Consider the following 25,065-nt stretch of genomic DNA (forward strand, 5'->3'; position numbering starts at 1 on the left):
AAGCGCGGCGGCAAGGTCTGGATCAACATCTTCCCGGACAAGCCCGTCACCCAGAAGCCGGCCGAGACCCGCATGGGCTCGGGCAAGGGCAACCCCGAGCACTGGGTTGCGGTCGTCAAGCCCGGCCGGGTGCTCTTCGAGCTGTCCTACAACGACCCCGTCGTGGCCCGTGCGGCCATCGACCGGGCCATCCAGAAGCTGCCGATCAAGGCGAAGTTCGTGGTTCGTGAGGAGGCGCTCTGATGGCCAGGACCAAGGAGTCCCTGCGCGACGTCGGTGACGCCGAGCTGTTCGTGAAGCTCGACGAAGCCAAGGAGGAGCTGTTCAACCTCCGGTTCCAGAACGTCACCGGCGAGCTCGAGAACTCCTCGCGCCTCGGTGTCGTCCGCAAGCAGATCGCCCGCATCAACACCGAGCTGCGCGAGCGCGAGATCGCCGCCGCCGAGGCGCTGGCGGCCAACGAGGAGACCGACTGATGGCTGATGAGACCGCGGCCAGCACCGAGAGCCGACCGAACCCGCGCAAGGTGCGCGAGGGCGTCGTCGTCTCGGTCGCCATGGACAAGACGGCCGTCGTGGCCGTCACCGACCGGGTCCGCCACCCCCGGTACAACAAGACGGTGCAGCGCACCTCGAAGATGTACGTCCACGACGAGACCAACGACCTGGCCGAGGGTGACCGCGTCCGCATCGCCGAGACCCGGCCGCTGTCGAAGCTGAAGCGCTGGCGCCTCGTCGACGTGTTGGAGCGGGCCCGATGATCCAGCAGGAGACCCGACTCCGCGTCGCCGACAACAGCGGCGCGAAAGAGGTGCTGTGCATCAAGGTGCTCGGCGGTTCGCGCCGTCGCTACGCCTCGATCGGCGACGTCGTCGTTGCCACCGTGAAGGACGCCATCCCGGGTGCCGCCGTCAAGAAGGGCGACGTCGTCAAGTGCGTCGTCGTCCGGGTGAAGAAGGAGAAGCGCCGTCCCGACGGCTCCTACATCCGCTTCGACGAGAACGCCGCCGTGCTCATCAACGACACGATGCAGCCCCGTGGCACCCGCATCTTCGGCCCCGTCGGGCGGGAGCTGCGCGACAAGAAGTTCATGCGCATCGTCTCGCTGGCCCCGGAGGTGTTGTGATGAAGATCCGCAAAGGCGACCGCGTCCAGGTGCTCACCGGCAAGGACCGCGGCAAGACCGGCACCGTCACCCGGTCCATCCCGTCGGCCGGCCGGGTGATCGTCGACGGCGTCAACATCGCCAAGAAGCACCAGAAGCCGCTCAGCCAGACGAACCCGGGCGGGATCATCGACAAGGAGATGCCCGTCCCCGTGGCCAACGTCGCCATCATCTGCCCGAGCTGCTCGAAGCCCACCCGGGTCGGGTACCGCTTCGAGCCCGACGGCACCAAGGTCCGCATCTGCCGCAAGTGCGAGGGGGACATCTCGTGAGCACCGACACCGTGACGGTCCCCCGTCTGAAGCAGCGCTACAACGACGAGATCCGCGCCGCCCTCAAGGACGAGCTGGGCCTCGAGAACATCATGCAGGTCCCCCGCTTCGAGAAGATCGTCATCAACTCGGGAGTGGGCAAGGCCCTCCAGCAGAGCTCGCTCATCGAGGGCGCCGTCCGCGACCTCGAGCAGATCACCGGACAGAAGGTGGTCGTCACGAAGGCCAAGAAGTCGATCGCCGGCTTCAAGCTGCGTGAGGGCAACGCCGTCGGCGTGAAGGTCACCCTTCGTGGCGATCGCATGTGGGAGTTCTTCGATCGCCTGATCAGCCTGGCGATCCCCCGCATCCGCGACTTCCGGGGGTTGCCCGCCAACTCCTTCGACGGTCACGGGAACTACACGTTCGGCGTGCCCGAGCAGTTGATGTTCCCGGAGATCGACTACGACAAGATCGACGTCCCCCGCGGCTTCGACATCACGATCGTGACCACCGCCCGTACCAACGCCGAGGGCAAGGCCCTGCTCAGCGCCTTCGGCTTCCCGTTCAAGCGTGAGGGGCAGCAGTAATGGCCAAGAAGGCGCTCGTCAACAAGCAGCGGCGCACCCCGAAGTTCAAGGTGCGCGGCTACACCCGCTGCCAGCGGTGCGGCCGGCCCCACGCCGTCTACCGCAAGTTCCTGCTGTGCCGCGTGTGCCTACGCGAGCTCGGCCACGCCGGGGAGATCCCCGGTCTCAAGAAGGCCAGCTGGTGAGGGAGGCGATTCGATGACCATGACCGATCCCATCGCAGACATGCTGACCCGCATCCGCAACGCCAACACGGCGATGCACGACGAGGTCCGCATGCCCTCCTCCAAGGTGAAGGAGGCCCTGGCCGCCGTCCTGTTGAAGGAGGGCTACATCGAGGGCTTCACCGTCGGCGACGACCCGGGTCGTCCCGGACGCGTCCTCACCGTGACCATGAAGTACTCGCCCGAGCGCAAGCGCGTGATCTCCGGGGTCAAGCGTGTGTCGAAGCCGGGTCTGCGCGTCTACATCAAGGCCGACAAGATCCCTCGGGTTCTCGGCGGCCTGGGTGTGGCGGTCCTGTCCACCAGCCAGGGGCTCATGACCGACCGTGAGGCGCGCAAGCGCCGCATGGGCGGCGAAGTCCTCTGCTTCGTCTGGTAGGAGGCGAGCCATGTCCCGCATCGGACGAGCTCCGATCCCCGTCCCCGCCGGTGTCGACGTCGACATCGCGGGTGAGCACCTCACCGTGAAGGGCCCCAAGGGCACGCTCGAGCGTGACCTGCCGGCCCCGATCACCATCCGCCAGGACGACGGCCAGCTCGTCGTCGAGCGCCCCGACGACGAACGGCGCAGCCGGGCCCTCCACGGCCTGGCCCGCTCCCTCGTCAACAACATGGTGGTCGGCGTCTCCGAGGGTTTCCGCAAGGACCTCGAGATCGTCGGCGTCGGCTACCGGGCCACCGCCAAGGGCAACGACAAGCTCGAGCTCGCCCTCGGCTTCAGCCACCCCGTGACCGTCGAGGCGCCCGAGGGGATCACCTTCGACGTGCCGAGCCCCACCAGCATCGGTGTCCTCGGCGTCGACAAGGAGGCCGTCGGCCAGGTCGCCGCCAACATTCGAGCCATCCGCAAGCCCGAGCCCTACAAGGGCAAGGGCGTCCGGTACCGCGACGAGTACGTGGTCCGCAAGGCGGGCAAGGCCGGGAAGTAGGGATCTCATGAGCGACAACGCCAAGCAGAAGCGCGACGCACGCCTCCGCCGTCACCGCCGGGTGCGCAAGAACGTGCGCGGTACCCCCGATCGGCCCCGCCTCGCCGTGTTCCGGTCGAACAGCCACATCAGCGCCCAGGTCATCGACGATGTCAACGGCCGCACGTTGGCGGCTGCTTCGACCGTCGAGTCGACCGTCGCCACCGCCGGCACCGCCAACGTCCCCGCCGCCACCGAGGTGGGTCGGCTCGTGGCCGAGCGGGCCAAGGCCGCCGGCGTCGAGAAGGTCGTGTTCGACCGGGGCGGTTTCCTCTACCACGGTCGGGTGGCCGCCGTCGCCGACGCCGCCCGAGACGCAGGACTGGAGTTCTGATGGCCCCGAACGACTTCGACGCCCTCCCGCTCAGGGAATCGCGCGTCATCAACATCAACCGTGTGGCCAAGGTCGTGAAGGGCGGTCGGCGGTTCTCGTTCACGGCGCTGGTCGTCATCGGCGACGGCGCCGGTCACGTCGGTCTGGGCTACGGCAAGGCCAAGGAGGTGCCCCTCGCCATCCAGAAGGGCACCGAGGAGGCCCGCAAGAACCTCTTCGCCGTGCCCCTCGCCGGGAGCACCGTCACCCACCCGGTGCTCGGGCGCATGGGCGCCGGCCGGGTCCTCATCAAGCCGGCGGCCCCCGGTACCGGTGTCATCGCCGGCGGTGCGGCTCGGGCCATCCTCGAGGAGGCCGGCATCCACGACGTGCTCTGCAAGAGCCTCGGGTCGTCGAACCACATCAACGTGGCCCGCGCCACCATCGCCGGGCTCCAGGGCCTGAAGCGCCCCGACGACGTGGCCCGCCTGCGTGGCCTGTCGCCCGAGGAGTTCGTGCCCAAGGGGCTCCTCGAGGCCTACAAGGAGTCCGAGCGCGGACCGCACGTCCCCGACGAGGTGGCGTGATGACCACGCTGAAGGTCACCCAGGTCAAGTCGGCCATCGGCACCAAGCCCAAGCACCGCGGCACGCTGCGGGCCCTCGGGCTCCGCGGCATCGGCAAGACCAACACCCTTCCCGACCGTCCCGAGATCCGCGGCATGATCGCCCGTGTCCCGCACCTCGTCTCGGTCGAAGAGCTCAAGGACGGCGCGTCGTGAAGATCCATGACCTCAAGCCCCCCGCGGGCGCCAACCGACGCCGCAAGCGCGTCGGTCGGGGCATCGGCGGCAAGGGCGGCAAGACCGCCGGGCGCGGCACCAAGGGCCAGGGCGCCCGCGGCACCATCCCGGCCGGCTTCGAGGGCGGGCAAATGCCGCTGCACATGCGCATGCCCAAGCTCCGGGGCTTCAACAACCCGTTCCGCGTCGAGTACCAGGCGCTGAACCTCGACGTGCTCGACGCCTCGGGCCTCGACGTCGCCGATCCCGAGACCCTGCTGGGCAAGAGCCTCGTCGGGAAGGGCTCGCTGGTGAAGGTCCTGGGACGGGGCGAGATCACCCGTCCGGTGACCGTGAAGGCCCACGCGTTCTCGGCGTCGGCGCGGGCGGCGATCGTCGCTGCGGGCGGTACTGTCGAGGTCCTGCCCCTGCCGTGGGGCGACAGGCGGCCGCCCGTCCGGGGCAACCACCTGACCAACCGCTGATCGGCACGCCTCGCGGCGAGCAGGAGCGAACCCGGTGCTCAGCAACCTGAAGAACATCTTCAAGGTCCAGGACCTCCGCAACAAGATCCTGTTCGCCCTGGCGATGATCGTGCTCTATCGCCTCGGCGCCCACATCCCGGTCCCCGGCATCGACACCGGCGCGCTGGCCTCGCTGCAACAGGAGGCCGAGCGCGGCGGGCTCCTGTCGTTCCTGAGCCTCTTCTCCGGGGGTGCGCTCACCCAGTTCGCCGTGTTCGCGCTCGGGATCATGCCGTACATCACCGCGTCGATCATCATGCAGATCCTGGGCGTCGTGATCCCCCGCCTCGAGGAGTGGCAGAACCAGGGCGCGGTCGGGCAGCGCAAGATCACCCAGTGGACCCGCTACGTCACCATCGGCATCGCCACGCTGCAGGCCACCGGCCTCGCCTACCTGTTCAACAACGGCGGGGGCGGGCTCACCACCTCCACCGTGACGCTCATCCCCGACTTCACCGTCGCCCGGGTGCTGCTCATCGTCCTGACGCTCGTCACCGGCACCGCGCTGTTGATGTGGATGGGCGAGCTCATGACTCAGCGCGGCATCGGCAACGGCATGTCGCTGCTCATCTTCGCCTCCGTGGTGAGCACCATCCCCGGTCAGCTGGCCCGGGTCCGCGCCGCCGGGGGCATCAGTGCCCTGGTCCTGTTCCTCCTCGGCTACGGGCTGATCCTCGTCGCCATCGTCTACGTCGAGCAGGGCCAGCGCCGCATCCCGGTGCAGTTCGCCAAGCGCGTCGTCGGGCGTCGCATGTACGGGGGCCAGAGCACCTACATCCCGTTGAAGGTCAACCAGTCGGGCGTGATCCCGATCATCTTCGCCAGCTCGGTGCTGTACCTGCCCCAGCTGCTCACCTTCGTGCTCCCGAGCGACGGTTGGGGGGCCTCGGTGCAGACCTTCGTGAGCGACAACATCGTCCGGCCCAACGCCCCGCTGCACCTGCTGGTGTTCGGGTTGTTGATCATCGGCTTCGCCTACTTCTACACCGCCATCACCTTCGACCCGGTCAAGCAGGCCGACACCCTCCGGAAGCAGGGTGGCTTCATCCCCGGCATCCGTCCCGGCCCGCAGACCGAGCGCTACCTGGCCAAGGTGCTGTCGCGGATCACGCTGCCCGGAGCGCTCTTCATCGCTGCGGTGGCCCTCATCCCGTCGTTCATCCTGACGACCTTCCTTCCCGGCCAGGACAACAACATCAGCTTCTCGGGCATCACGATCCTCATCTCGGTGGGCGTCGCCCTCGAGACGATGAAGCAGATCGACAGCCAGCTGATGATGCGCAACTACGAAGGGTTCCTGAAGTAGTGGTGCGCCTCGTCATCTTCGGTCGTCAAGGGGCCGGCAAGGGCACGCAGTCCGTCGTGCTGTCGCAGCACTACGGCGCCCCGCACATCTCCACCGGCGACATGCTCCGCGAGGCCGTCGGCAACGCGACCCCCATCGGGCTCGAGGCCAAGTCCTACATGGATGCCGGGCGCCTGGTGCCCGACGAGGTGATGCTCGGCGTCGTCGAGGAGCGGCTCGCCGCGCCCGACGTCGTCGCCGGCGGGTTCCTCCTGGACGGCTTCCCCCGCACCATCGTGCAGGCCGAGGCGCTGTTCGGGCTCACGCCCATCGACGTGGCCGTCGATCTCGTGGTCCCGGTCGACGTGGTGGTCGAGCGGATCTCGTCACGGCGGGTGTGCTCCTCGTGCGGCCGGATCTACGCCGTCGGCGACGATTCGGCCGAGTCCGGGACCTGTGAGGTGTGCGGTGGCGACGTGGTCCAGCGGGCCGACGACACCTCCGAGGCGGTGGCCAAGCGCCTCACCGCCTACGACACCGAGACCCGACCCACCATCGAGTGGTTCGACGGCAAGGGCGTGCTCGTGACCGTCGACGGTCTCGGCCGGCGCGACGAGGTCTCGGAGCGGCTCATCACCGCCATCGACGCCGCGCTGGTCTGAGCCCGTGCGCCGCGACGCCGCCGCTCTCGGGCACATGCGCGCCGCCGGGCGGGTGGTGGCCGAGATGCACGAGGAGATCCGCGCCGCGGTCCGGCCCGGGGTCACCACCGCCGAGCTCGACCTTGTCGGCCGGGCCGTGCTCGAACGCCGGGGGGCGACGTCGAACTTCCTCGGCTACCACGGCTACCCGGCGGTGATCTGCGCCTCCCCGAACGACGTCGTCGTCCACGGCATCCCCGGCCCGACGGTCCTCGAGGAGGGCGACATCCTCTCCATCGACTGCGGGGCGATCGTCGAGGGATGGCACGGCGACGCCGCCTTCACCATGGCCGTCGGTGAGGTGAGCCCCGAGGCGGCCCGACTCGTCGAGGTGACCCGCCTCGCCATGGAGGCCGGGATCGCGGAGATGCACGACCACGCCCGGCTCGGTGACGTCGGCGACGCCGTGCAGCGCACCGTCGAGGGCGCCGGCTTCTCGGTGGTGCGTGAGTACGTCGGCCACGGCATCGGCCGGGCCATGCACGAGAAGCCCGAGGTCCCCAACGTGGGGGTACCGGGCAAGGGGGCCCGGCTGAAGGCGGGGATGACCCTGGCCCTCGAGCCGATGGTCAACGCCGGCGAGGGCACCACCTTCCTCACCGAGGACGGCTGGACCGTCGTCACCGCCGACGGGTCGCTGTCGGCGCACTGGGAGCACACGGTGCTCGTCACCGAGGACGGCCCGGAGATCCTGACCCGCCCGTGACGCGGGGCTCCGCGCGTCGGGGTGGCGGGGTGGGGTACGGTCGCATCGGCGCCCGAGCCCGGGGCGCCCGTCGTGTCGTGCCCGTTTGGATTCCCGGCGGGTCCCCCGATAGGATCGTCAGTCGGCCATCCGCGCCCCTCGCCGCTGCGCGCCGGGGTGTGGTCGATGCGACCAGGAGGATCACCGCTGCCGAAGCCCAAGGAAGACGCGATCGTGCTCGAGGGCACGGTCATCGAGCCGCTCCCGAACGCCATGTTCCGGGTCGAGCTCGAGAACGGCCACAACGTGCTGGCCCACATCTCGGGGAAGATGCGCATGCACTACATCCGCATCCTGCCCGGGGATCGCGTCCAGGTCGAGCTCACGCCGTACGACCTCACCCGCGGCCGCATCACCTATCGGTACAAGTAGCACCACAGACCAAGTGAGCGTCCGGCCCCCCTGGCCGGACCCGCCGGGGGGAACACGCCCCGGTGACCCTGATCGAAGGATCCAGGCGATGAAAGTCCGACCGAGCGTCAAGAAGATCTGCGAGAAGTGCAAGGTGATCCGCCGCCACGGGCGGGTGCAGGTCATCTGCACGAACCCCCGACACAAGCAGCGGCAGGGCTGACGTGGCCCGTATCGCCGGCGTCGACGTCCCCCGCGAGAAGCGGCTCGAGATCAGCCTCACCTACATCTTCGGCATCGGGCGCACCCGCGCCCAGCAGATCTGCGATGCCAACGGCATCGACCGGTCCACCCGCGTCCGCGACCTCACCGACGAAGAGGTCAACCGGATCCGCGCCTGGATCGACCAGAACCTGAAGGTCGAGGGCGACCTGCGTCGTGACGTCGACCAGGACATCCGCCGCAAGATGGAGATCGGCTCCTACCAGGGCCTGCGCCACCGACGCGGCCTCCCGGTCCGCGGCCAGCGCACCCACACCAACGCCCGCACCCGCAAGGGCCCGAAGAAGACCGTGGCCGGCAAGAAGAAGGTGGCACGCAAGTAATGGCCAAACCAGCGCCCGGGGGCCGCCGTCCCCGCAAGAAGGAACGAAAGAACGTCACCTACGGGGTGGCCCACATCAAGAGCTCGTTCAACAACACGATCGTCAGCATCACCGATCAGGAGGGCAACGTCCTCGCCTGGGCCTCGGCCGGCAACGTCGGCTTCAAGGGGTCGCGCAAGAGCACTCCGTTCGCTGCCCAGACCGCCGCCGAGCAGTGCGCCCGACGCGCCATGGAGCACGGCGTGCGCAAGGTCGACGTGCTCGTCAAGGGCCCCGGATCGGGTCGGGAGACGGCGATCCGCTCCATCCAGAACGCCGGGATCGAGGTCACCGGCATCAAGGACGTCACGCCGGTGCCGCACAACGGTTGCCGCCCGCCCAAGCGTCGGAGGGTCTGACATGGCTCGCTACACCGGCCCCAAGGCCCGCGTCTCGCGTCGCCTGGGCACGAACATCTTCGGGACGAAGGGCGAGACCGTCGCCCTCGACAAGCGGCCCTACCCCCCGGGCGAGCACGGCCGCACCCGCCGCCGTGGGAACCCCTCGGAGTACCTGCTCCAGATGCAGGAGAAGCAGAAGGCCCGCTTCACCTACGGCCTGTCCGAGCGCCAGTTCCGCAACCTCTACGAAGAGGCCAGCCGTCGTGAGGGCGTCACCGGCGAGAACATGCTCCGCTTCCTCGAGCTGCGCCTCGACAACGTCGTCTACCGCGCCGGGTGGGCGGCCACCCGTCCCCAGGCCCGCCAGTTCGTGGGCCACGGGCACGTGAACGTCAACGGCAAGCGCGTCGACATCCCGAGCTACCGGGTGCGCCAGGGCGACGTCGTCACCCTGCGCGACAAGGCCCGTGAGATGGTCGCCGTCCAGTGGAACCGTGACGTGCTCGACCGCACCCCGCCGGCCTGGCTCGAGGCCGGGGAAGGCGGTCTCACCGCCACCGTGGCGCAACTGCCCCAGCGGGCGCAGATCGACGTGCCGGTGCGCGAACAGCTCATCGTCGAGCTCTATTCGAAGTAGGCGCCCCCGGGCCGGGACCTCCCGGTCGGCGCCACCCTCACCCCGAACGAACCGAGGTAGACACACATGCTGGTCATGCAGCGACCGAAGGTCGAAGCGCTCGGCGACGCCGACGACGACCGTCAGCTCTTCGCCGTGGGTCCGCTCGAGCCGGGTTTCGGCCACACGCTCGGCAACTCGCTCCGGCGCACCCTGCTCTCGTCGATCCCCGGCGCAGCGGTCACGCAGGTCCGTTTCGACGAGGCCCTCCACGAGTTCGACACCATCAAGGGTGCGACCGAGGACGTCACCGACATCATCTTGAACCTGAAGGACCTCGTCCTGCGGGTGCACAGCGACGACCCGGTCACCCTGCGCCTCGACGCGCGTGGGCCCGGTGTGGTGACCGCCGCCGACATCGCCGTCACCGCCGACGTGGAGATCCTCAACCCGACGCTCACGATCGCCACCCTCAACGGCAACGGGCGCCTGGCGATCGACATCACCGTCGAGCAGGGCCGGGGTTACGTGTCCGCCGACCGGAACAAGACCTCGAGCACGATCGGCGTGATCCCGGTCGACTCGATCTTCTCGCCGGTGCGGCGGGTCACGTTCTCCGTCGAGCCGACCCGGGTCGAGCACTCCACCGAGTTCGACCGCCTGATCCTCGACGTCGAGACCGATGGTTCCATCACCGCCCGCGAGGCGCTCGCCTCGGCCGGCGCCACGCTCCAGTCCCTGGTGCAGCTCGTGGCCGAGATGAGCGAGGAGCCTCAGGGCCTCGAGCTGGGCGAGGTGAGCGTCACCGCCACCGGGTCGCCCGACCTCGACCTGCCCATCGAGGACCTCGACCTCTCCGAGCGGCCACGGAACTGCCTCAAGCGGGCCCAGGTCAACAGCGTCGGCGAGCTCCTCGAGAAGACCGAGGACGACCTGCTCGCCATCACCAACTTCGGCCAGAAGTCGCTCGACGAGGTCATCGTCAAGCTCGACGAGCGGGGCCTCTCGCTCAAGCACCGGGACTGATCCACCATGCCTGCAACCCCACGCAAAGCCCGCCGCTTCGGCGGCAGCGCCTCGCACCAGCGGCTCATGATGGCCAACCTGGCCGCGTCGCTGTTCGCCGCCGAGGCCATCGTGACCACCGAGGCCAAGGCCAAGGCCCTCCGGCCGGTCGCCGAGAAGCTCATCACCAAGGGCAAGAAGGGCGGCCTGCACCGTCACCGCCAGGTCGTCGCCTACCTCGGCGACAAGGAGATGGCGTCGAAGCTGTTCGACGACATCGGCCCCCGCTACGTCGAGCGTCCGGGCGGGTACACCCGGATCCTCAAGCTGGGCCCGCGCCAGGGCGACAACGCCCCGATGGCGCGCATCGAGCTGGTCTGAACCCCGCTCGTTCGCCATGAGCACGTCGGCCGACCTCGAGGGGTCGGCCGAGGCGCGTCCGGGCCCCGACGCCACGGACGCCGAGGCCACGGGCGCCGAACGCCCGCGGGCCCGCATCCGCTTCGTGGTGGCCTACGACGGGTCGGGGTTCCACGGGATGGCGGCCAACGAGGGCGTCCCCACCGTCACCGGCACGCTGGTCGATGCGCTGGAGCGGGTCCTGCGCCACCCCGTGGAGCTCTCCGTGGCCGGTCGTACCGACAAGGGCGTCCACGCCCACGGCCAGGTGGTCAGCTTCGACGCCGACCTGGACGGGATCGACGTCGACGGCCTGGCTCGGGCCGTCACCCGTCAGTGCGGGCCTGCCGTCGTGGTGCGGGAGGCGGCGGTCGTCGCCCCCGACTTCGACGCCCGGTTCTCGGCGCGGTCCCGCACCTACCGCTACACCGTCCTCAACCGCCCGATCCCCGATCCGTTCCTCGCCGGGACGACCTGGTGGGTCGCCGCGCCCCTCGACGTGAACGTGCTGCGTCTCGGGTGCGACCCGCTCATCGGCAGCCACGACTTCTCGTCGTTCTGCCGCCGCCCGAAGGGCGCCGGCGAGGAGGTCTCGCTCGTGCGTCGGGTGCTCGACGCCCGCTGGACCCAGCTCGACGACGACATCGTGCGATTCGAGATCACCGCCGGCGCCTTCTGCCACCAGATGGTGCGCAGCATCGTGGGCACGCTCGTCGAGATGGGGCGGGGCCGGCGCCGAGCGGGGGAGATGTCGGGCATCCTGCGGGCCCGGGACCGGGCGGCGGTGACCACCATCGCCCCGCCGCACGGGCTGTGCCTCTGGTCGGTCGACTACTGAGCGAGTTGCCCCGCCCGGCCGGGCACCGGTACGCTTGCCTGCTGCTCTGGTGCGCGCCGCCCTCTGTGCGTGTCGCCCCGAGCCCGATCGTCGAAGCGAACAGAAGCCGAGGCTTGCGCGTGCGCACCTACTCCCCGAAGGCCAGCGAGATCCAGCGCGACTGGCACGTCATCGATGCCGAGGGCATGGTCCTCGGCCGCCTGTCGACCGAAGTCGCCCGCCTGCTGCGCGGCAAGCACAAGCCGACCTACACCCCGCACCTCGACACCGGCGACCACGTCATCGTGGTGAACGCCGCCAAGGTCGTGCTCACCTCCGACAAGGGGGCCAAGGAGATGGTGCACCGCCACTCCGGGTACCCCGGTGGCCTGCGCTCCCAGACCTACGGGACGCTCCTCGCCGACAAGCCCGAGGAGGCGGTTCGCCGTGCCGTCCGGGGGATGCTGCCGAAGAACCGCCTCGGCCGTCAGCAGATCCGCAAGCTGAAGGTGTACGCCGGGCCGGTGCACCCCCACGCCGCCCAGTCCCCCCAGACCCTCGAGCTGGCGCACGCCAGAGCTCGTTCCTGACCCGCGCCGCAAGGACTCCTCTGATGCCGAACCCCCTCGTCCAGTCGACCGGCCGCCGCAAGCGGGCCGTGGCCCGCGTGAACCTGCGCACGGGCACGGGCGTCATCACGGTCAACAAGCGCCCCGTCGCCGAGTACTTCCCCTCCGAGACCCACCGGATGATCCTCACCGAGCCGCTGCGGATCACCGAGACGGCCGAGACCTACGACGTCGACTGCCGCATCGACGGAGGGGGCATCTCCGGTCAGGCCGGCGCCCTGCGCCACGCCATCGCCCGGGCGCTCGTCGAGGTCGACCCCGAGATGCGCCCCGAGCTGAAGAAGGCCGGGTTCCTCACTCGCGACGATCGCAAGAAGGAATCCAAGAAGTACGGCCTCAAGAAGGCCCGCAAGGCTCCGCAGTACTCGAAGCGCTGAACCGTCCCCCGGGGCGTCGGGAGCGATGAGCCTCCGCTTCGGCACCGACGGCGTCCGCGGCCCCGCCGACGAGCTCGACGACCGATCGGTGGCCGCCCTCGGCGCGGCTGCCGCCGAGGTGCTCGGCGGGTCCGACGGGTTCGTGATCGGGCGCGACACGCGGCGATCCGGCCCCCGCCTGGCCGCGGCGCTGGCGAGCGGCCTGGCGTCCGGGGGTGCCCGCCCGCAGGTCCTGGGTGTGGCGCCCACCCCCGCCGTGGCGTGGGTGTCGGCCGAACGGGGCATCCCCGGCGCCGTCATCTCGGCCAGCCACAACCCGTGGAGCGACAACGGCATCAAGTTCTTCGCCGCCGGCGGCCGCAAGCTCCCGGTGGCCACCGAACGTCGCCTCGAGGAGGCGCTCGACCGCCACCTCGCCGCGCCCCCCATGGCGCCCGTCGCCGGCGCCGGCGGGGCGCTGACCGGGTCGGGACCGGTCGACGAGGACGCGCTCGGTCGGTGGGTCGACGCCGTCGTGGCGTCGATCGGGGAGCGGCGCCTCGACGGTCTGCACGTCGTCGTCGACTGCGCCAACGGCGCGGCGTCGCACCTCGCACCGGAGGCCCTGCGCCGCCTCGGGGCCGAGGTCACGGTGCTGCACGCCGATCCCGACGGCACCAACATCAACGACGGGTGCGGCTCGACCCACCCCGCGTCGCTCCAGGCGGCGGTGGTGGCCGCGGGCGCCCATGCGGGGATCGCCTTCGACGGTGACGCCGACCGGCTGCTGGCCGTCGACGAGCTGGGCGGCCTCGTGGACGGCGACCAGCTCATCGCCCTGTGCGCGGTGGACCGGCGCGAGCGGGGCCTGCTGGCCGACGACCATGTCGTGGTGACGGTGATGACCAACCTCGGGTTCCGCCTCGCCATGGCCGAGGCCGGCATCACCGTGGTCGACACGCCGGTCGGCGATCGCCACGTCCTCGAGGCGCTCGCCGAGGGCGGCTGGTCGCTCGGCGGTGAGCAGTCCGGTCACATCGTGTTCGCCGACCTGGCCACGACCGGCGACGGCCTGCTCTCCGCGGTCCAGGTGCTCGACCTCGTGCACCGCGCCCCGGCGCCGTTCTCGGCGCTCGCCCGGGCGGCGATGACCAGGCTCCCCCAGGTCCTGGTCAACGTCACGGTCGCCGAACGGCGCCCCGACCTGGTGGCGGACCTCTCCGAGGCGATCGCCGAGGAGGAGCGCCGGCTGGGACCGACGGGCCGGGTGCTCATCCGACCCAGCGGCACCGAGCCGCTCGTGCGGGTCATGGTGGAGGCCGCCACGGAGGCCGATGCGCGGGCCGTCGCCGACCGCCTGGCCGAGGCCGTACGGGCGGCAGGCGCCTGAGCGGTGTCCCGCCGATGACCTGAACGGTGCCCCGCCGGTGAGGTGGGACGGGTCGTAGACTCGGCCGGTCCGAGTCGCCGTCCGGTCGACGGATGACCGATCCGCCCACCGGACCCAACCGAGGAGGCCGTCGGCTCATGTGCGGGATCATCGCCGTCGTTCGGCGGCCCTCCGAGCGTGCCGTCCCGTCGGCGGGGGAGATCGAGGACCTGCTCGCCGAGACCGCGGCGTTGCTCACCGAGGTGCTCGACGGGCCCGTCGATGCCGGCCTCCTGCCGACGGTCGCCGCCGCGGCCGCCCGGGCGGCGGCGGCGGACCGGCTGCTCGCCAGCCTCCCCGGGCTGCGGGCGATGATCGCCTCGGCGAGGCTGCGCACGGCGGTCGAGAGCCTCTCCCACGACCTCGACGGGAAGGTCCGCGCCTTCGAGCGTCAGCTGGACGAGGGGTCGGTGGCCGGCAGGGACCTCGAGTCTCTCAACGCCGCGCTCATCGAGTTGAAGGACGCCGTCTGGGGGTTGCGCCGCGATCGTCTCCGGGCTGCCGTCGAGGTCGAGGCCCTGGCCGGCCCGGGCGCGGGACCGGCGGCCCTCGCCGTCCACCTCTCCGTCCACCAGGCCCTCTCGGCGATCGACCGGCTCGAGGTCCGCGGCCGGGACTCGGCGGGCCTCCACCTGCTGGTGCGCGACCATGGGCTCGACCTCCACGCCCCGGCCATCCGGGCGGCGTTGGCGGAGCGGGCCGCCGACCCGCTGTTCTCCTCGATGGCCGTGCGGACCCCCGAGGGCCACCTGAGCTTCGTGTACAAGGCGGCGGCCGAGATCGGCGAGCTGGGCGACAACACCCGGCACCTGCGGGCCGCGATCACCGCGGACGCCCTGTTGCACCAGGCGCTCGGCAACGACGCCGCGCAGGCGGTGGTGCTCGGCCACACCCGGTGGGCGAGCGTCGGGATCGTCTCCGAGCCCAATGCCCATCCGCTCAACTCCGATCAGCTCGACGGCGCCCGGGGCGCCTACGTCACCGCCGTGCTGAACGGCGACGTCGACAACTTCGCCGACCTGAAGGTCACCGACGGCCTGTCCATCGCGCCCGAGATCACGACCGACGCCAAGGTCATCCCCACCCTCACCAGCCGGTCGTTGTCCGAGGGAGGCGGCACGGGTGAGGCGTTCCGGCGGACGGTCAACCGCCTCGAGGGGTCGGTGGCCATCGCCGCCAACGTCGCCGACGAGCCCGCCGACCTCCTGCTGGCGCTACGGGGGAGCGGCCAGGCCCTCTACATCGGCCTCGCCGAGGACGCCTACGTCGTGGCCAGCGAGCCCTACGGCGTCGTCGAGGAGACCGACACCTACCTGCGCCTCGACGGCGAGGTGCCCGTCGACCCGGACAACCCCGCCAGCGTGGGCCAGGTCGTGGTGCTGCGCGGCGATGCGGCCGGCCTCGTCGAGGGGATCGAGCGCCAGGCCTACGACGCCACCCCGCTCCCCGTGGCCGCGGCCGACCTGGCCGTCGCCGAGATCACCACGCGCGACATCGACCGGGGCGATGCCCCGCACTACCTCCTGAAGGAGATCGGCGAAGCGCCGGCGTCGTTCCGCAAGACCCTGCGGGGCAAGCTCGTCGACGGCCCCGACGGGCCGACCGTGACGCTCGGCCCCGACGTGGTGCCGCCGGCGGTCCGCGACGGCCTGCGCGACGGTTCGCTCACCCGTCTGCTCGTCATCGGTCAGGGCACGGCCGCCGTGGCCGGACGGTCGCTCGTGGAGGCGATGGCCGCGCTGGCGCCGGGGACGGCGGTGCGGACCGAGGCCGTCCTGGCCACCGAGCTGTCGGGCTTCGACCTGCGTGACGACATGAGCGACACGCTCGTCGTCGCGGTCAGCCAGAGCGGGACGACCACCGACACCAACCGCACCGTCGACCTCGTTCGGGCGCGTGGAGCGAGGGTCATCGCGGTCGTCAACCGGCGCGGGAGCGACCTCACCGACCGCGCCGACGGGGTGCTCTACACCTCCGACGGTCGTGACGTGGAGATGAGCGTGGCCTCGACGAAGGCCTTCTACGCCCAGATCGCCGCCTGCCACCTCCTCGCCGTCGACCTCGCCGCGGTGCTCGCCGGGTCGGACCCGGCAACGGCGGCGGCCCGGGCCGAGGTGCTCGACGGACTGCGGGCCCTGCCCGAGGCGATGGAGCAGGTGATGGCGCTGCGCCCCGAGATCGCCCGGGCCGCCCACGACCTCGCCCCGTCCCGGCGCTACTGGGCGGTGGTCGGCAACGGCGTGAACCGCATCGCCGCGGAGGAGGTGCGGATCAAGCTCAGCGAGCTCTGCTACAAGGCCATCGCCTGCGACGGCACGGAGGACAAGAAGCACATCGACCTCTCCTCCGAACCGCTCATCCTCGTGTGCGCGGCCGGGCTGCAGGGCTCCAACGTCGACGACGTGGCCAAGGAGGTCGCCATCTACCGGGCGCACAAGGCGGCGCCGGTCGTCGTCGCCACCGAGGGGGAGGCGAGGTTCTCCGCCGCCCTCCACGTCATCGCTGTGCCGGTGGTGCACCCGCGCCTGGCGTTCGTCCTCTCGGCGATGGTCGGCCACCTCTTCGGCTACGAGGCCGCCCTGGCCGTCGATGCCCAGGCCCGCCCGCTGCGCGAGGCGCGCGCCGCCATCGACGAGGCCGCCGCGGCGGGCCGCTCGGGTGAGGCCGCGCTGCGCGAGCTGCGCGAGCCGTTCGCGGCGGCTGCGGCCCGCTTCTTCGACGGGCTGCGCGCCGGGAGCTACGACGGGCACCTCGAGGCGTCCACCGCCGTCCGGCTGGCGTCGACGTGGCGCTTCGCCCTCGAGATGGTGCCGCTCGAGGCCTACCAGGTGGAGCACGGCAAGGTCGGCACGCCCGGCGTGGTGCTCGAGGACCTCGCCATCGCCCTGAGCCGGGCCATCGACGAGCTGACCCGCCCCATCGACGCCATCAAGCACCAGGCCAAGACGGTGACGGTGGGCATCTCGCGCAGCGACGAGACGCTGCTGCAGGTCCCGCTGGTGCGCGAGGTCCTGGCCGCGGGGGCCGCTCGTGACCGGCTCACCTACTCGACGCTACGCACCCTGAGCGCCCTCGGCCCGATGGTGGCCGAGGTGCGGGGGTACACCCGCTATGCGATCGAGGGCCGGGTGGAGGTGGGCGACGTGGCCGACGAGGCCACCGTCGTGGTGGTCGATCGGGGCGGCATCGGCCGAGACCTGCGCAGCCGCACGGAGCACGACCCGCGTCTGCGGGGCACGAAGCGCTGGGTGGCCGTCGAGCGGACGGTGCTGGTGGCCCGGGGCCGCAGCGACGGCCGCACCGTGATCATCGTGCCCGAGGTGAAGGACGGTCAGCCCACCGGTCTGGCCCTCCTCCACGTCGACCTGCGTGACGACCTCTCGCTCCCGGCCCTGCGGGCGGTGCTGCTCGGCTACCGCAACCGGTACGCAGCGATCAAGAACGCGGTCACCGAGACCGAGCCCGTCTTCCGCGACGACCTGCTCACCACGGTCGACGTCGTCGACCTCATGACCGAGCCGGTCAACGACCTGGCGGATCGCTGGCGCTCGTGATCGTCGGCCTCGGCGTCGACGTCGTCGACCTCGAGCGCTTCGGGGCCGTGCTGGCGCGCCGCCCCGGGGTGGCCGAGCGCCTCTTCACCGACGCCGAACGGGCCTACGCCGAACAGGGCCGGGACCCGGTCGAGCGGCTCGCCGTCCGCTTCGCCGCCAAGGAGGCGGCCCTCAAGGCGCTCGGGGTGGGCATCGGTCCGGCCGGGTGGCACGACGTGGAGGTGGTCCGTGGCGACGCCGGTCGACCGTCGCTGGTCCTGCGGGGCGGGGCCGCCGAGCGGGCCGAGGCGCTGGGGGTGACCGCGGTCGAGGTGACGCTCACCCACGGCGATCTCGTCGCCGCGGCGGTTGTCGTCGCTGAGCGGGCACCCGACCCCGGCCGTGGCGTCCCCGGTCCGGGGGCCGCGGCGGGGCGACCCCCCGCGCCGGTCGACCTCGGCGTGGGCCTGCCCACCGCGGGTGGACTGGTCCCGATCGTCACCCCCGCGGAGATGGGGGCCGTCGACGCCGCGGCCCCCGAGCCCGTCGACGTGCTCATCGGTCGGGCGGGGGGGGCGGTGGCGAGGGCGGCGATCTCGATGATGGGCGGCGGCTACGGACGCCGCGTGGTGATCCTCGAGGGGAAGGGCAACAACGGCAACGACGGCCGCGAGGCCGCTCGTCGGTTGCGCCGTCTGGGGGTCCGGGTCGTCGAGCTCGACGTCGCCGAGGCGCCGGCGCAGCTCCCGCCCGCCGACCTCGTCGTCGACGCCGCCTTCGGCACGGGGTTCCGAGGCGAGTTCGCAGCCCCCACCGTCGACCCCGACACCCCCGTCCTCGCCGTCGACATCCCCTCCGGCGTCGACGGGCTCACGGGGGAGCCGAGCGAGCGGGTGCTCGCCGCCACGGCCACGGTGACCTTCGCGGCGTTGAAGCCCGGCCTCGTCGTCGCTCCCGGGGTCGACCTCGCCGGGCAGGTGGTCGTCGCCGACATCGGGCTCGACGTCAGCGGCGCCACCGCCCACCTGGTCGGGGGGGCGGCCGTGGCCGGCTGGCTGGCCGACACGGTCCCCGCGGCGCACAAGTGGCGCAGCGCCGTGTGGATCGTCGCCGGCAGTCCCGGCATGAGCGGCGCCGCCGCCCTGTGCGCAGCGGCCGCCGCCCGCAGCGGCGCCGGCTACGTACGGCTCAGCACCCCGGGCGGCCTGCCGCGGGGAGCCCCGGTGGAGGCGGTGCTCACCGATCTGCCCGGGGAGGGGTGGGCCTCGGCGGTCGTCGGCGACCTCGACCGCTTCCGGGCTCTGGTGGTCGGCAACGGCCTCGGTACGGCGGCGGGCACGATCGACGAGGTGCGCCGGCTGGTGGCCGCGGCCGCCGAGCGGGGGCTGCCGACCGTCGTCGACGCCGACGGGATCACCGCGCTCGGCCGTGACGCGGCGGGTGTCGTCGGGCCGACCACCGTCCTGACCCCCCACGACGGCGAGTTCGCCCGGTTGGCCGGGGCGCCACCGGGCCCGGACCGGGTCGAGGCCGCCCGGCGTCTCGCCTCCGACGTCGGCGCGGTCGTGCTGCTCAAGGGTCGGGCGACGGTGGTGGCTGCCCCGGACGGCGAGGTGCTGGTGAGCACCACGGGCGACCGCCGACTCGCCACCGCCGGTACCGGTGACGTGCTCGCCGGGGTCATCGGCGCCTTGTTGGCCCAGGGCCTCCCACCGCTGCGCGCCGCGGCGGCCGGAGCGTTCCTGCACGGCAGGGCGGGCGCCCTAGGCTGGCCGAGGGGCCTGGTGGCCGGGGACCTCCCGGGTGCCGTGCCCGCCGCCCTCGCCGAGGTCACGGCGCTGGGGACCTGATCCGGCTCACCGTCGAAGAGGACCGATGCTTCGAGACAAGCCCGTACGTGACGTGATGGTCACCGACGTCCTGAGCTTCACCGCGGACGAGAACGTGCGCGACGCCATGCGGGACCTCGTCCGCCAGGACATCGACGGCGGTCCCGTGCTCGACGACGAGGGCAGGGTGATCGGGATGCTCTCGACGGCCGACCTCATCGTCGAGGAGGCCCGGATCCACCTGCCCACGGTCATCACCCTGCTGGGCGGGGTGTTCGAGCTGCCGAAGTCGAAGAAGCGCTACGAGGCCGACCTGGAGAAGGCGCTCGGTGCGACGGTCGGTGAGGTGATGACCGCCGAGGTCGGCGCCACCGTCGGCCCCGACGACACCTTCGAGACGGCCGCGACGCTCATGCACGAGCACGGCCTCGATCGGTTGGCCGTCGTCGACGCCGACGGCGTGCTGGTCGGCATCATCGCCCGCGGCGACATCGTCAGGGCCATCGTCCTCGACGCCGACGTCGAGGGGTCCGACGCCGACGTCGAGGGGTCCGACGCCGACGACGCGGGCTGACGTGCGGGCCACCCGGGCCGACGTCGACCTCGCCGCGGTCGTCCACAACGTCCAGGCGCTCCGCGCCGCAGTGGCACCGGCCCGGCTCTGCGCGGTGGTGAAGGCCGACGGCTACGGCCACGGGTCCATCGCCGTGAGCCGCGCCGCCCTGCAGGCCGGCGCCGACTGGCTGGCGGTCGCCCTCGTGGAGGAGGCCGTGGTGCTGCGCCGGTCGGAGATCGACGCACCGGTGCTGTTGCTCTCCCAGCCGCGGCTCGAGGACGTCGCCGCCGCGGTGCGCTTCGACCTGCGGATCGCGGTCTACACCGAGGACGCGGTCGAGGCCGTGGCCGAGGCCGCCAAGCGTGAACGTCGCGTCGCCCGGGTGCACCTGAAGGTCGACACCGGCATGAACCGGGTCGGCGTCCGTCCCGAGGCGGCGCTCGGCCTCGCCGAGCGGCTCTCGCGGCACGGCAGCATCGAGCTGGAGGGGATGTTCACCCACCTCGCGGTCGCCGACGAGCCGGACAACCCCTTCACCGCCGAGCAGCTCGACCGGTTCGACGCCGTCGTCGAGGCCCTCGATGCGGCCGGCCTGCGTCCGCCGATGCTCCACGCCGCCAACACCGCGGGCGGGCTGGCGCACGCCCGCAGCCGCTACGACATGGTGCGCGCCGGCATCGGGGTGTACGGCCTGCCTCCGGCCCCCGCGGTGGCCGACCGGCTCCCGCTGCGACCGGCGATGACGCTGCGCTCGAAGGTGTCGCTCGTCAAGCGGGTGCCGGCCGGTGAGGGCATCTCCTACGGTCAGCGCCACATCGTCGAACGGGAGGCGACCATCGCCACGGTGCCCGTCGGCTACGCCGACGGGGTGACCCGTCGCCTGGCCGCCGCCGGTGGCGAGGTGCTGGTCGGGGGCCGGCGCCGGCCGATCGTCGGCACCGTGACGATGGACCAGCTGATGGTCGACTGCGGCGACGACCCGGTGGCCGTCGGGGACGAGGTGGTGCTCATCGGGGAGCAGGACGGCGAGCGGATCCGGGCCGAGGAGTGGGCCGAGCGCCTCGACACGATCGCCTACGAGGTCGTCTGCGGCATCGGTCCTCGCGTCCCCCGCCGCTACCGGTGATGCGGGTGCCCCCGTGCTGACCGACGTGGCGGGGGTGCGGGTCGGGCACTGGACCGACCCGGTGGCCCGGACCGGGTGCACCGTGGTGGTGTTCCCGGAGCGCACCGTCGCCTCCGGTGAGGTCCGCGGCGGCGCCCCGGCCACCCGGGAGTTCGCGCTGCTCGACCCGCAGCGGTTGGTCCACCACGTCGACGCCGTGGTGCTGAGCGGCGGCTCGGCGTTCGGGCTGGCCGCCGCCGACGGTGTGGTCCGCGGCCTGGCCGAGCTCGGCCGGGGGTTCCCGACCGGGGGCGGGCCGGTGCCGATCGTGGTGGGCATGTCCCTGTTCGACCTGCTCCAGGGCGACGCCACGGTGCGCCCGGGGCCGGCGCAGGGTGTGTCCGCGCTCGCCGAGGCGCTCGCCGCTCCTCCGGTTGCCCGCGACCACCAGGGTGACGACGGTCGTCCCGCGCCGGTCGCCCCCGAGCTCGTCGTCACGGCCCTCGGTGGCGTCGGGGCCGGCACCGGGGCCACGGTGGGGAAGTGGCGCGGTCCCGACCGCGTCCGGCCCGGGGGGCTGGGTGCGGCCACGATCCGCCACCACGGGATCGTCGTGTCGGCCCTCGTGGCCGTCAACGCCTTCGGTGACATCGACCCGGGGGGCCGGGGTGCCGCCCTCGAGGACCTGCCCGTCGACCCCCGCACCGGGGCCATCGGACTCTTCGGGGCCGGCGAGGCACGGGCCTCGTTCGGCGCCGAGGGGACCAACACGACGATCGGCGTCGTGGCCACGAACGCCGCGCTCGACAAGGCCGGCTGCCTGCTCGTGGCCCAGGGTGCCCACGACGCGTTCGCCCGCGCCCTGTTCCCGCCGCACACCCGTGTCGACGGGGACGCCGTCGTCGCGGCCGCCACCGGCGCCGTCGAGGCCGACGCCGACCTGGTCCGGTTGCTCGGCTTGCGGGCCGTCGAGGCCGCCATCCGCAGCCTGTCCGCCTGAGCGGCGGCCGGGGCTCGGTAGCATCGCCGGGTGCCCGTCCCGTTCGCGGCCCCCGCCGTCCGATGATCTACGCCCGAACGACGTCCGTCGAGGCCACCCGGGCGCTGGCCGCGGCGCTCGCCGAGCTGGCCCGCCCCGGCGACCTCGTGTTGTTGGCGGGCGACCTCGGGGCCGGGAAGACGGCGTTCACGCAGGGCTTCGGGGCGGCGTTGGGGGTCGAGGAGCGGATCACGAGCCCCACCTTCACGCTCGTCAACAACTACGCGGGGCGCCTCGAGCTGAACCACCTCGACGTCTACCGCCTCGACGCCCTCGCCGAGGTCCTGGACCTCGGCGTCCCCGAGATGCTCGACGAGGGCGGTGTGACGGTCATCGAGTGGGGTGACGCCGTCGCCCCGGTGCTCCCCGCCGACTACCTCCAGATCAGCTTCTCGTTCTGCGACGACGCCGACGACGACCGGGTGATCGAGCTCGTGCCGGTGGGCGCTCGCTGGCAGGCCCGCACCCGAGCCCTGGCGGCGGCCGTCTCGCCGTGGATCCACGAGGCCGACGTCCCCCGGGGGGACGAGTCGTGCTGATCGCCGGGATCGACACCGCCACCGTGCAGGTGAGCGTGGCCATCGGCGGGCACGAGGGGGTCCTGGCCTCCACGCAGTCGTGCCGGGCGCGCCAGCACGCCGAGATCCTCACCCCGGCGATCGAGTTCACGTGCCGCCAGGCCCGCATCGAGCTGTCGGAGATCAGCGTGGTCGCCGTGGACCTCGGGCCCGGCCTCTTCACGGGGCTGCGGGTCGGCGTCGCCGCCGCCAAGGCGATGGCCCACGCCCTCAACGTGCCCATGATCGGGGTGCCCAGCCTCGACCTGCTCGCCTTCCCCGTCCGGTTCACCTCCCGTCTCATCGTGGCGGCGATCGACGCCCGCCGCGGCGAGCTCTTCTACGCCTTCTACCGTCAGGTGCCCGGTGGCATCCAGCGCCTCACCGACCATCGCGTCGGGTCGCCCGAGGACCTCGCCTCGGAGCTGTTGGCCGCCAGCGAGGAGTGCCTTCTCGTCGGCGACGGCGCGGTGCGCTACCGGGAGGTCTTCGAGGGGCTGAAGAAGACCGAGATCGTCGAGGAGGGCCTCGCCTACCCGTCGGCGTCGTCACTGGTGATGCTGGCCCATGCGCGGGCGCTGCGCGAGGACTGGGTGAAGCCGTGGGACCTCCAACCCCTGTACCTGCGCCGACCCGACGCCGAGATCAACTGGGTCACCCGGCCGTGACCGTCACCGGCCCGTCGGGGAACCGCGCCGCCGCCGACGTCCCGGACCGCGCGCCGGACGCGTCCGCCGGCGCGGTGGTGGTCGAATCGATGCGCCGTCGCCACCTGCGCGCCGTGCTGCGCATCGAGGGGCGCACCTCCACGACGCCGTGGTCGCTCGGTCTCTTCGTCGCCGAGCTGGGTCGCGGTGACGAGCGCGTCTACCTCGTCGCCCGGCAGGGCGGACGAGTGGTCGGGTACGCCGGCGCGCTCCTCGTGGCCGGCGAGGCCCACGTCACCACGATCGCCGTCGACCCCGACCACCGCGGCCGAGCGATCGCCACCCGTCTCCTCTCGGCCCTGGTCCGGCGGTGCGTCGACCTCGGCGTCGGGGCGGTCACCCTCGAGGTGCGGGCGTCCAACGAGGCGGCCCTCGCTCTCTACCGCCGTTTCGGCTTCGTCCCGGCGGGGGTGCGCAAGGGCTACTACTCCAAGCCGGTCGAGGACGCCCTGGTGCTGTGGGCCCACGACGTCGCGGAGGCCGCGTATGCCGAACGCCTCGCCGACATCGACCGACGCCTCGACCCCGCCCCGCACGACGAGGGCGCGCCGACGACCCCGGAAGGACCCCGCCCGTGACCGGCCAACGCATCCTCGGCATCGAGACCAGCTGCGACGAGACGGCCGCGGCCGTCGTGGTCGACGGGCACACGGTGCTGTCGTCGGTCGTGTCGAGCCAGGTCGACCTCCACGCCCGCTTCGGCGGGGTCGTGCCCGAGATCGCCAGCCGGGCCCACGTCGAGCTGCTCACCCCGGTGGTGGCCCGCGCCCTGGTCGAGGCCGGGATCGACGACGACCACGTCGACGCTGTCGCGGCCACGGTCGGGCCGGGCCTGGTCGGCGCGCTCCTGGTGGGGGTCAGCGCCGCGAAGACGCTCGCCCTGGTCTGGGACGTGCCCTTCGTGGCGGTGAACCACCTCGAGGCCCACCTGTACGCGGCGTTGCTCGAGGACCCGGCGCTCGAGTTCCCCGTCGTCGTCCTGCTCGTCTCGGGCGGGCACACCCTGTTGGTCCACATGGAGGGCCACGGCCGCTACCAGGTCCTGGGCTCCACGATCGACGACGCCGCCGGGGAGGCGTTCGACAAGGTCGCCCGCTACCTCGGCCTCGGGTACCCCGGCGGTCCGGCCATCGACGAGATCGCCATGGACGGCGACCCCGAGGCCGTCGCCTTCCCCCGGGCCATCCTCGACGAGGGCTACGACTTCTCCTTCTCCGGGCTCAAGACGGCCGTGGTCAACCACGTGCGTCGCCACCCCGACGTGGCCACGGCCGACGTGGCGGCGTCGTTCCAGGAGGCCGTGGTCGACGTGTTGGTGACCAAGGCCCGCCGAGCGGTCCGGGACCTCGGCGCCCGGGGGCTCGTCCTCGCAGGAGGCGTGGCCGCCAACTCCCAGCTCCGCGAGCGGGTCATCGACGTCTGCATGGCCGATGGTCTGCACCCGTACCTGCCGGGTCGGTCGATGTGCACCGACAACGCCGCGATGGTGGCCGCCGCGGGGTGGTACCGGCTCCGTTCCGACGGGCCGAGCCCGCTGTCGACCGGCGCGATGCCCAACCTGCGACTGGCCTCGACGACGTCCTGAGCGGGACTCCCGCCGCCCGGG

At 72.1% G+C, this 25,065-nt stretch carries 36 protein-coding genes; all 36 read left to right on the plus strand.

Annotated features, from left to right (window positions below; all coding sequences use genetic code 11):
- On the plus strand, positions 1-243 hold a 243-nt coding region (gene rplP / locus MUE36_14855; GenBank protein MCU0312209.1), incomplete at its 5' end, for a 50S ribosomal protein L16.
- Positions 243-476 carry a 50S ribosomal protein L29 gene (gene rpmC, locus MUE36_14860; GenBank protein MCU0312210.1) on the plus strand — a complete coding sequence of 78 codons (234 nt, stop codon included), beginning with the start codon at positions 243-245 and terminating at the stop codon, positions 474-476. The genes rplP and rpmC, both read left to right, overlap by 1 nt.
- Positions 476-760, plus strand: a complete 285-nt coding sequence (gene rpsQ / locus MUE36_14865; protein ID MCU0312211.1) for a 30S ribosomal protein S17 — start codon at positions 476-478, stop codon at positions 758-760. Before rpmC ends, rpsQ begins: the two co-directional genes overlap by 1 nt.
- Positions 757-1,125, plus strand: a complete 369-nt coding sequence (rplN, locus tag MUE36_14870; protein MCU0312212.1) for a 50S ribosomal protein L14 — start codon at positions 757-759, stop codon at positions 1,123-1,125. Before rpsQ ends, rplN begins: the two co-directional genes overlap by 4 nt.
- Positions 1,125-1,436, plus strand: coding sequence for a 50S ribosomal protein L24 (rplX, locus tag MUE36_14875; GenBank protein ID MCU0312213.1), 312 nt, complete (start codon positions 1,125-1,127; stop codon positions 1,434-1,436). Before rplN ends, rplX begins: the two co-directional genes overlap by 1 nt.
- 26 nt (positions 1,437-1,462) lie before the next feature.
- Positions 1,463-2,005: a 50S ribosomal protein L5 gene (gene rplE, locus MUE36_14880; GenBank protein MCU0312214.1), complete on the plus strand. Its 543-nt coding sequence runs from the start codon at positions 1,463-1,465 to the stop codon at positions 2,003-2,005.
- Positions 2,005-2,190: a type Z 30S ribosomal protein S14 gene (locus tag MUE36_14885; GenBank protein ID MCU0312215.1), complete on the plus strand. Its 186-nt coding sequence runs from the start codon at positions 2,005-2,007 to the stop codon at positions 2,188-2,190. Before rplE ends, MUE36_14885 begins: the two co-directional genes overlap by 1 nt.
- Positions 2,191-2,203: 13 nt before the next feature.
- The gene (rpsH, locus tag MUE36_14890; GenBank protein MCU0312216.1) at positions 2,204-2,608 is read left to right on the plus strand and encodes a 30S ribosomal protein S8; all 405 of its coding nucleotides are present in this window, start codon (positions 2,204-2,206) and stop codon (positions 2,606-2,608) included.
- 10 nt (positions 2,609-2,618) lie between these two features.
- A complete protein-coding gene (gene rplF, locus MUE36_14895; protein ID MCU0312217.1) occupies positions 2,619-3,158 on the plus strand; it encodes a 50S ribosomal protein L6 in 540 nt (179 codons plus the stop codon).
- A 7-nt stretch (positions 3,159-3,165) separates the two neighbouring features.
- Positions 3,166-3,531: a 50S ribosomal protein L18 gene (gene rplR / locus MUE36_14900; GenBank protein MCU0312218.1), complete on the plus strand. Its 366-nt coding sequence runs from the start codon at positions 3,166-3,168 to the stop codon at positions 3,529-3,531.
- On the plus strand, positions 3,531-4,097 hold the full coding sequence (gene rpsE / locus MUE36_14905) for a 30S ribosomal protein S5 (GenBank protein ID MCU0312219.1): 567 nt from the start codon (positions 3,531-3,533) through the stop codon (positions 4,095-4,097). Before rplR ends, rpsE begins: the two co-directional genes overlap by 1 nt.
- Positions 4,094-4,291 carry a 50S ribosomal protein L30 gene (rpmD, locus tag MUE36_14910; protein ID MCU0312220.1) on the plus strand — a complete coding sequence of 66 codons (198 nt, stop codon included), beginning with the start codon at positions 4,094-4,096 and terminating at the stop codon, positions 4,289-4,291. Before rpsE ends, rpmD begins: the two co-directional genes overlap by 4 nt.
- Positions 4,288-4,776: a 50S ribosomal protein L15 gene (gene rplO, locus MUE36_14915; protein ID MCU0312221.1), complete on the plus strand. Its 489-nt coding sequence runs from the start codon at positions 4,288-4,290 to the stop codon at positions 4,774-4,776. The genes rpmD and rplO overlap by 4 nt, the downstream gene beginning before the upstream one ends.
- Before the next feature lie 34 nt (positions 4,777-4,810).
- Entirely contained in the window at positions 4,811-6,121 is a 1,311-nt protein-coding gene (secY, locus tag MUE36_14920; protein MCU0312222.1) for a preprotein translocase subunit SecY, read from the plus strand.
- Positions 6,121-6,762 (plus strand): adenylate kinase, encoded by a 642-nt coding sequence (locus MUE36_14925; protein ID MCU0312223.1) that lies wholly within the window; start codon positions 6,121-6,123, stop codon positions 6,760-6,762. Before secY ends, MUE36_14925 begins: the two co-directional genes overlap by 1 nt.
- 4 nt (positions 6,763-6,766) lie before the next feature.
- Complete coding sequence (map, locus tag MUE36_14930; GenBank protein ID MCU0312224.1) at positions 6,767-7,507, plus strand: type I methionyl aminopeptidase; 741 nt, start codon at positions 6,767-6,769, stop codon at positions 7,505-7,507.
- 165 nt (positions 7,508-7,672) lie between these two features.
- Positions 7,673-7,918 carry a translation initiation factor IF-1 gene (gene infA, locus MUE36_14935; protein ID MCU0312225.1) on the plus strand — a complete coding sequence of 82 codons (246 nt, stop codon included), beginning with the start codon at positions 7,673-7,675 and terminating at the stop codon, positions 7,916-7,918.
- An 88-nt stretch (positions 7,919-8,006) separates the two neighbouring features.
- Positions 8,007-8,120, plus strand: a complete 114-nt coding sequence (gene rpmJ, locus MUE36_14940; GenBank protein ID MCU0312226.1) for a 50S ribosomal protein L36 — start codon at positions 8,007-8,009, stop codon at positions 8,118-8,120.
- A gap of 1 nt (position 8,121) precedes the next feature.
- A complete protein-coding gene (gene rpsM, locus MUE36_14945; GenBank protein MCU0312227.1) occupies positions 8,122-8,502 on the plus strand; it encodes a 30S ribosomal protein S13 in 381 nt (126 codons plus the stop codon).
- Positions 8,502-8,900, plus strand: coding sequence for a 30S ribosomal protein S11 (gene rpsK / locus MUE36_14950; protein MCU0312228.1), 399 nt, complete (start codon positions 8,502-8,504; stop codon positions 8,898-8,900). The genes rpsM and rpsK overlap by 1 nt, the downstream gene beginning before the upstream one ends.
- Position 8,901: 1 nt before the next feature.
- Positions 8,902-9,519, plus strand: a complete 618-nt coding sequence (gene rpsD / locus MUE36_14955) for a 30S ribosomal protein S4 (GenBank protein ID MCU0312229.1) — start codon at positions 8,902-8,904, stop codon at positions 9,517-9,519.
- Positions 9,520-9,585: 66 nt separating this feature from the next.
- Positions 9,586-10,524: a DNA-directed RNA polymerase subunit alpha gene (locus MUE36_14960; GenBank protein ID MCU0312230.1), complete on the plus strand. Its 939-nt coding sequence runs from the start codon at positions 9,586-9,588 to the stop codon at positions 10,522-10,524.
- A gap of 6 nt (positions 10,525-10,530) precedes the next feature.
- Complete coding sequence (rplQ, locus tag MUE36_14965) at positions 10,531-10,884, plus strand: 50S ribosomal protein L17 (protein MCU0312231.1); 354 nt, start codon at positions 10,531-10,533, stop codon at positions 10,882-10,884.
- Positions 10,885-10,900: 16 nt separating this feature from the next.
- Positions 10,901-11,740 (plus strand): tRNA pseudouridine(38-40) synthase TruA, encoded by an 840-nt coding sequence (gene truA, locus MUE36_14970; GenBank protein ID MCU0312232.1) that lies wholly within the window; start codon positions 10,901-10,903, stop codon positions 11,738-11,740.
- 113 nt (positions 11,741-11,853) lie between these two features.
- Positions 11,854-12,309, plus strand: coding sequence for a 50S ribosomal protein L13 (gene rplM, locus MUE36_14975; GenBank protein ID MCU0312233.1), 456 nt, complete (start codon positions 11,854-11,856; stop codon positions 12,307-12,309).
- Positions 12,310-12,332: 23 nt separating this feature from the next.
- A complete protein-coding gene (gene rpsI / locus MUE36_14980) occupies positions 12,333-12,725 on the plus strand; it encodes a 30S ribosomal protein S9 (protein ID MCU0312234.1) in 393 nt (130 codons plus the stop codon).
- Positions 12,726-12,750: 25 nt separating this feature from the next.
- Positions 12,751-14,094, plus strand: coding sequence for a phosphoglucosamine mutase (gene glmM / locus MUE36_14985; GenBank protein ID MCU0312235.1), 1,344 nt, complete (start codon positions 12,751-12,753; stop codon positions 14,092-14,094).
- Positions 14,095-14,186: 92 nt separating this feature from the next.
- Entirely contained in the window at positions 14,187-17,687 is a 3,501-nt protein-coding gene (locus MUE36_14990; protein ID MCU0312236.1) for an SIS domain-containing protein, read from the plus strand.
- On the plus strand, positions 17,684-19,516 hold the full coding sequence (locus MUE36_14995; GenBank protein ID MCU0312237.1) for an NAD(P)H-hydrate dehydratase: 1,833 nt from the start codon (positions 17,684-17,686) through the stop codon (positions 19,514-19,516). Before MUE36_14990 ends, MUE36_14995 begins: the two co-directional genes overlap by 4 nt.
- A gap of 25 nt (positions 19,517-19,541) precedes the next feature.
- A complete protein-coding gene (locus MUE36_15000; GenBank protein ID MCU0312238.1) occupies positions 19,542-20,069 on the plus strand; it encodes a CBS domain-containing protein in 528 nt (175 codons plus the stop codon).
- A 1-nt stretch (position 20,070) separates the two neighbouring features.
- A complete protein-coding gene (alr, locus tag MUE36_15005) occupies positions 20,071-21,177 on the plus strand; it encodes an alanine racemase (protein ID MCU0312239.1) in 1,107 nt (368 codons plus the stop codon).
- Positions 21,178-21,190: 13 nt separating this feature from the next.
- The gene (locus MUE36_15010; GenBank protein ID MCU0312240.1) at positions 21,191-22,156 is read left to right on the plus strand and encodes a P1 family peptidase; all 966 of its coding nucleotides are present in this window, start codon (positions 21,191-21,193) and stop codon (positions 22,154-22,156) included.
- Positions 22,157-22,218: 62 nt separating this feature from the next.
- Positions 22,219-22,734, plus strand: coding sequence for a tRNA (adenosine(37)-N6)-threonylcarbamoyltransferase complex ATPase subunit type 1 TsaE (tsaE, locus tag MUE36_15015; protein ID MCU0312241.1), 516 nt, complete (start codon positions 22,219-22,221; stop codon positions 22,732-22,734).
- A complete protein-coding gene (tsaB, locus tag MUE36_15020; protein ID MCU0312242.1) occupies positions 22,728-23,420 on the plus strand; it encodes a tRNA (adenosine(37)-N6)-threonylcarbamoyltransferase complex dimerization subunit type 1 TsaB in 693 nt (230 codons plus the stop codon). The genes tsaE and tsaB overlap by 7 nt, the downstream gene beginning before the upstream one ends.
- Complete coding sequence (gene rimI / locus MUE36_15025) at positions 23,417-24,037, plus strand: ribosomal protein S18-alanine N-acetyltransferase (GenBank protein MCU0312243.1); 621 nt, start codon at positions 23,417-23,419, stop codon at positions 24,035-24,037. The genes tsaB and rimI overlap by 4 nt, the downstream gene beginning before the upstream one ends.
- Positions 24,034-25,044 (plus strand): tRNA (adenosine(37)-N6)-threonylcarbamoyltransferase complex transferase subunit TsaD, encoded by a 1,011-nt coding sequence (tsaD, locus tag MUE36_15030; protein MCU0312244.1) that lies wholly within the window; start codon positions 24,034-24,036, stop codon positions 25,042-25,044. Before rimI ends, tsaD begins: the two co-directional genes overlap by 4 nt.
- Positions 25,045-25,065 lie beyond the last annotated feature (21 nt).

It is taken from the genome of Acidimicrobiales bacterium (assembly GCA_025455885.1).
Classification (GTDB): Bacteria; Actinomycetota; Acidimicrobiia; order Acidimicrobiales; family Acidimicrobilacustridaceae; genus Rhabdothermincola_A.

Coding starts and splice junctions, on each gene's coding strand:
- rpsQ (MCU0312211.1), top strand. CDS start 476: ATGGCTGATGAGACCGCGGCCAGCACCGAGAGCCGACCGAACCCGCGC.
- MUE36_14885 (MCU0312215.1), top strand. CDS start 2,005: ATGGCCAAGAAGGCGCTCGTCAACAAGCAGCGGCGCACCCCGAAGTTC.
- rpsI (MCU0312234.1), top strand. CDS start 12,333: ATGCCGAACCCCCTCGTCCAGTCGACCGGCCGCCGCAAGCGGGCCGTG.
- rpsH (MCU0312216.1), top strand. CDS start 2,204: ATGACCATGACCGATCCCATCGCAGACATGCTGACCCGCATCCGCAAC.
- MUE36_14990 (MCU0312236.1), top strand. CDS start 14,187: ATGACCGATCCGCCCACCGGACCCAACCGAGGAGGCCGTCGGCTCATG.
- infA (MCU0312225.1), top strand. CDS start 7,673: ATGCGACCAGGAGGATCACCGCTGCCGAAGCCCAAGGAAGACGCGATC.
- glmM (MCU0312235.1), top strand. CDS start 12,751: ATGAGCCTCCGCTTCGGCACCGACGGCGTCCGCGGCCCCGCCGACGAG.
- rpsD (MCU0312229.1), top strand. CDS start 8,902: ATGGCTCGCTACACCGGCCCCAAGGCCCGCGTCTCGCGTCGCCTGGGC.
- rplX (MCU0312213.1), top strand. CDS start 1,125: ATGAAGATCCGCAAAGGCGACCGCGTCCAGGTGCTCACCGGCAAGGAC.
- truA (MCU0312232.1), top strand. CDS start 10,901: ATGAGCACGTCGGCCGACCTCGAGGGGTCGGCCGAGGCGCGTCCGGGC.
- MUE36_14960 (MCU0312230.1), top strand. CDS start 9,586: ATGCTGGTCATGCAGCGACCGAAGGTCGAAGCGCTCGGCGACGCCGAC.
- MUE36_15000 (MCU0312238.1), top strand. CDS start 19,542: ATGCTTCGAGACAAGCCCGTACGTGACGTGATGGTCACCGACGTCCTG.
- rplR (MCU0312218.1), top strand. CDS start 3,166: ATGAGCGACAACGCCAAGCAGAAGCGCGACGCACGCCTCCGCCGTCAC.
- rpmJ (MCU0312226.1), top strand. CDS start 8,007: ATGAAAGTCCGACCGAGCGTCAAGAAGATCTGCGAGAAGTGCAAGGTG.
- rplQ (MCU0312231.1), top strand. CDS start 10,531: ATGCCTGCAACCCCACGCAAAGCCCGCCGCTTCGGCGGCAGCGCCTCG.
- rplF (MCU0312217.1), top strand. CDS start 2,619: ATGTCCCGCATCGGACGAGCTCCGATCCCCGTCCCCGCCGGTGTCGAC.
- rplN (MCU0312212.1), top strand. CDS start 757: ATGATCCAGCAGGAGACCCGACTCCGCGTCGCCGACAACAGCGGCGCG.
- tsaE (MCU0312241.1), top strand. CDS start 22,219: ATGATCTACGCCCGAACGACGTCCGTCGAGGCCACCCGGGCGCTGGCC.
- rpsE (MCU0312219.1), top strand. CDS start 3,531: ATGGCCCCGAACGACTTCGACGCCCTCCCGCTCAGGGAATCGCGCGTC.
- rpsK (MCU0312228.1), top strand. CDS start 8,502: ATGGCCAAACCAGCGCCCGGGGGCCGCCGTCCCCGCAAGAAGGAACGA.
- rpmC (MCU0312210.1), top strand. CDS start 243: ATGGCCAGGACCAAGGAGTCCCTGCGCGACGTCGGTGACGCCGAGCTG.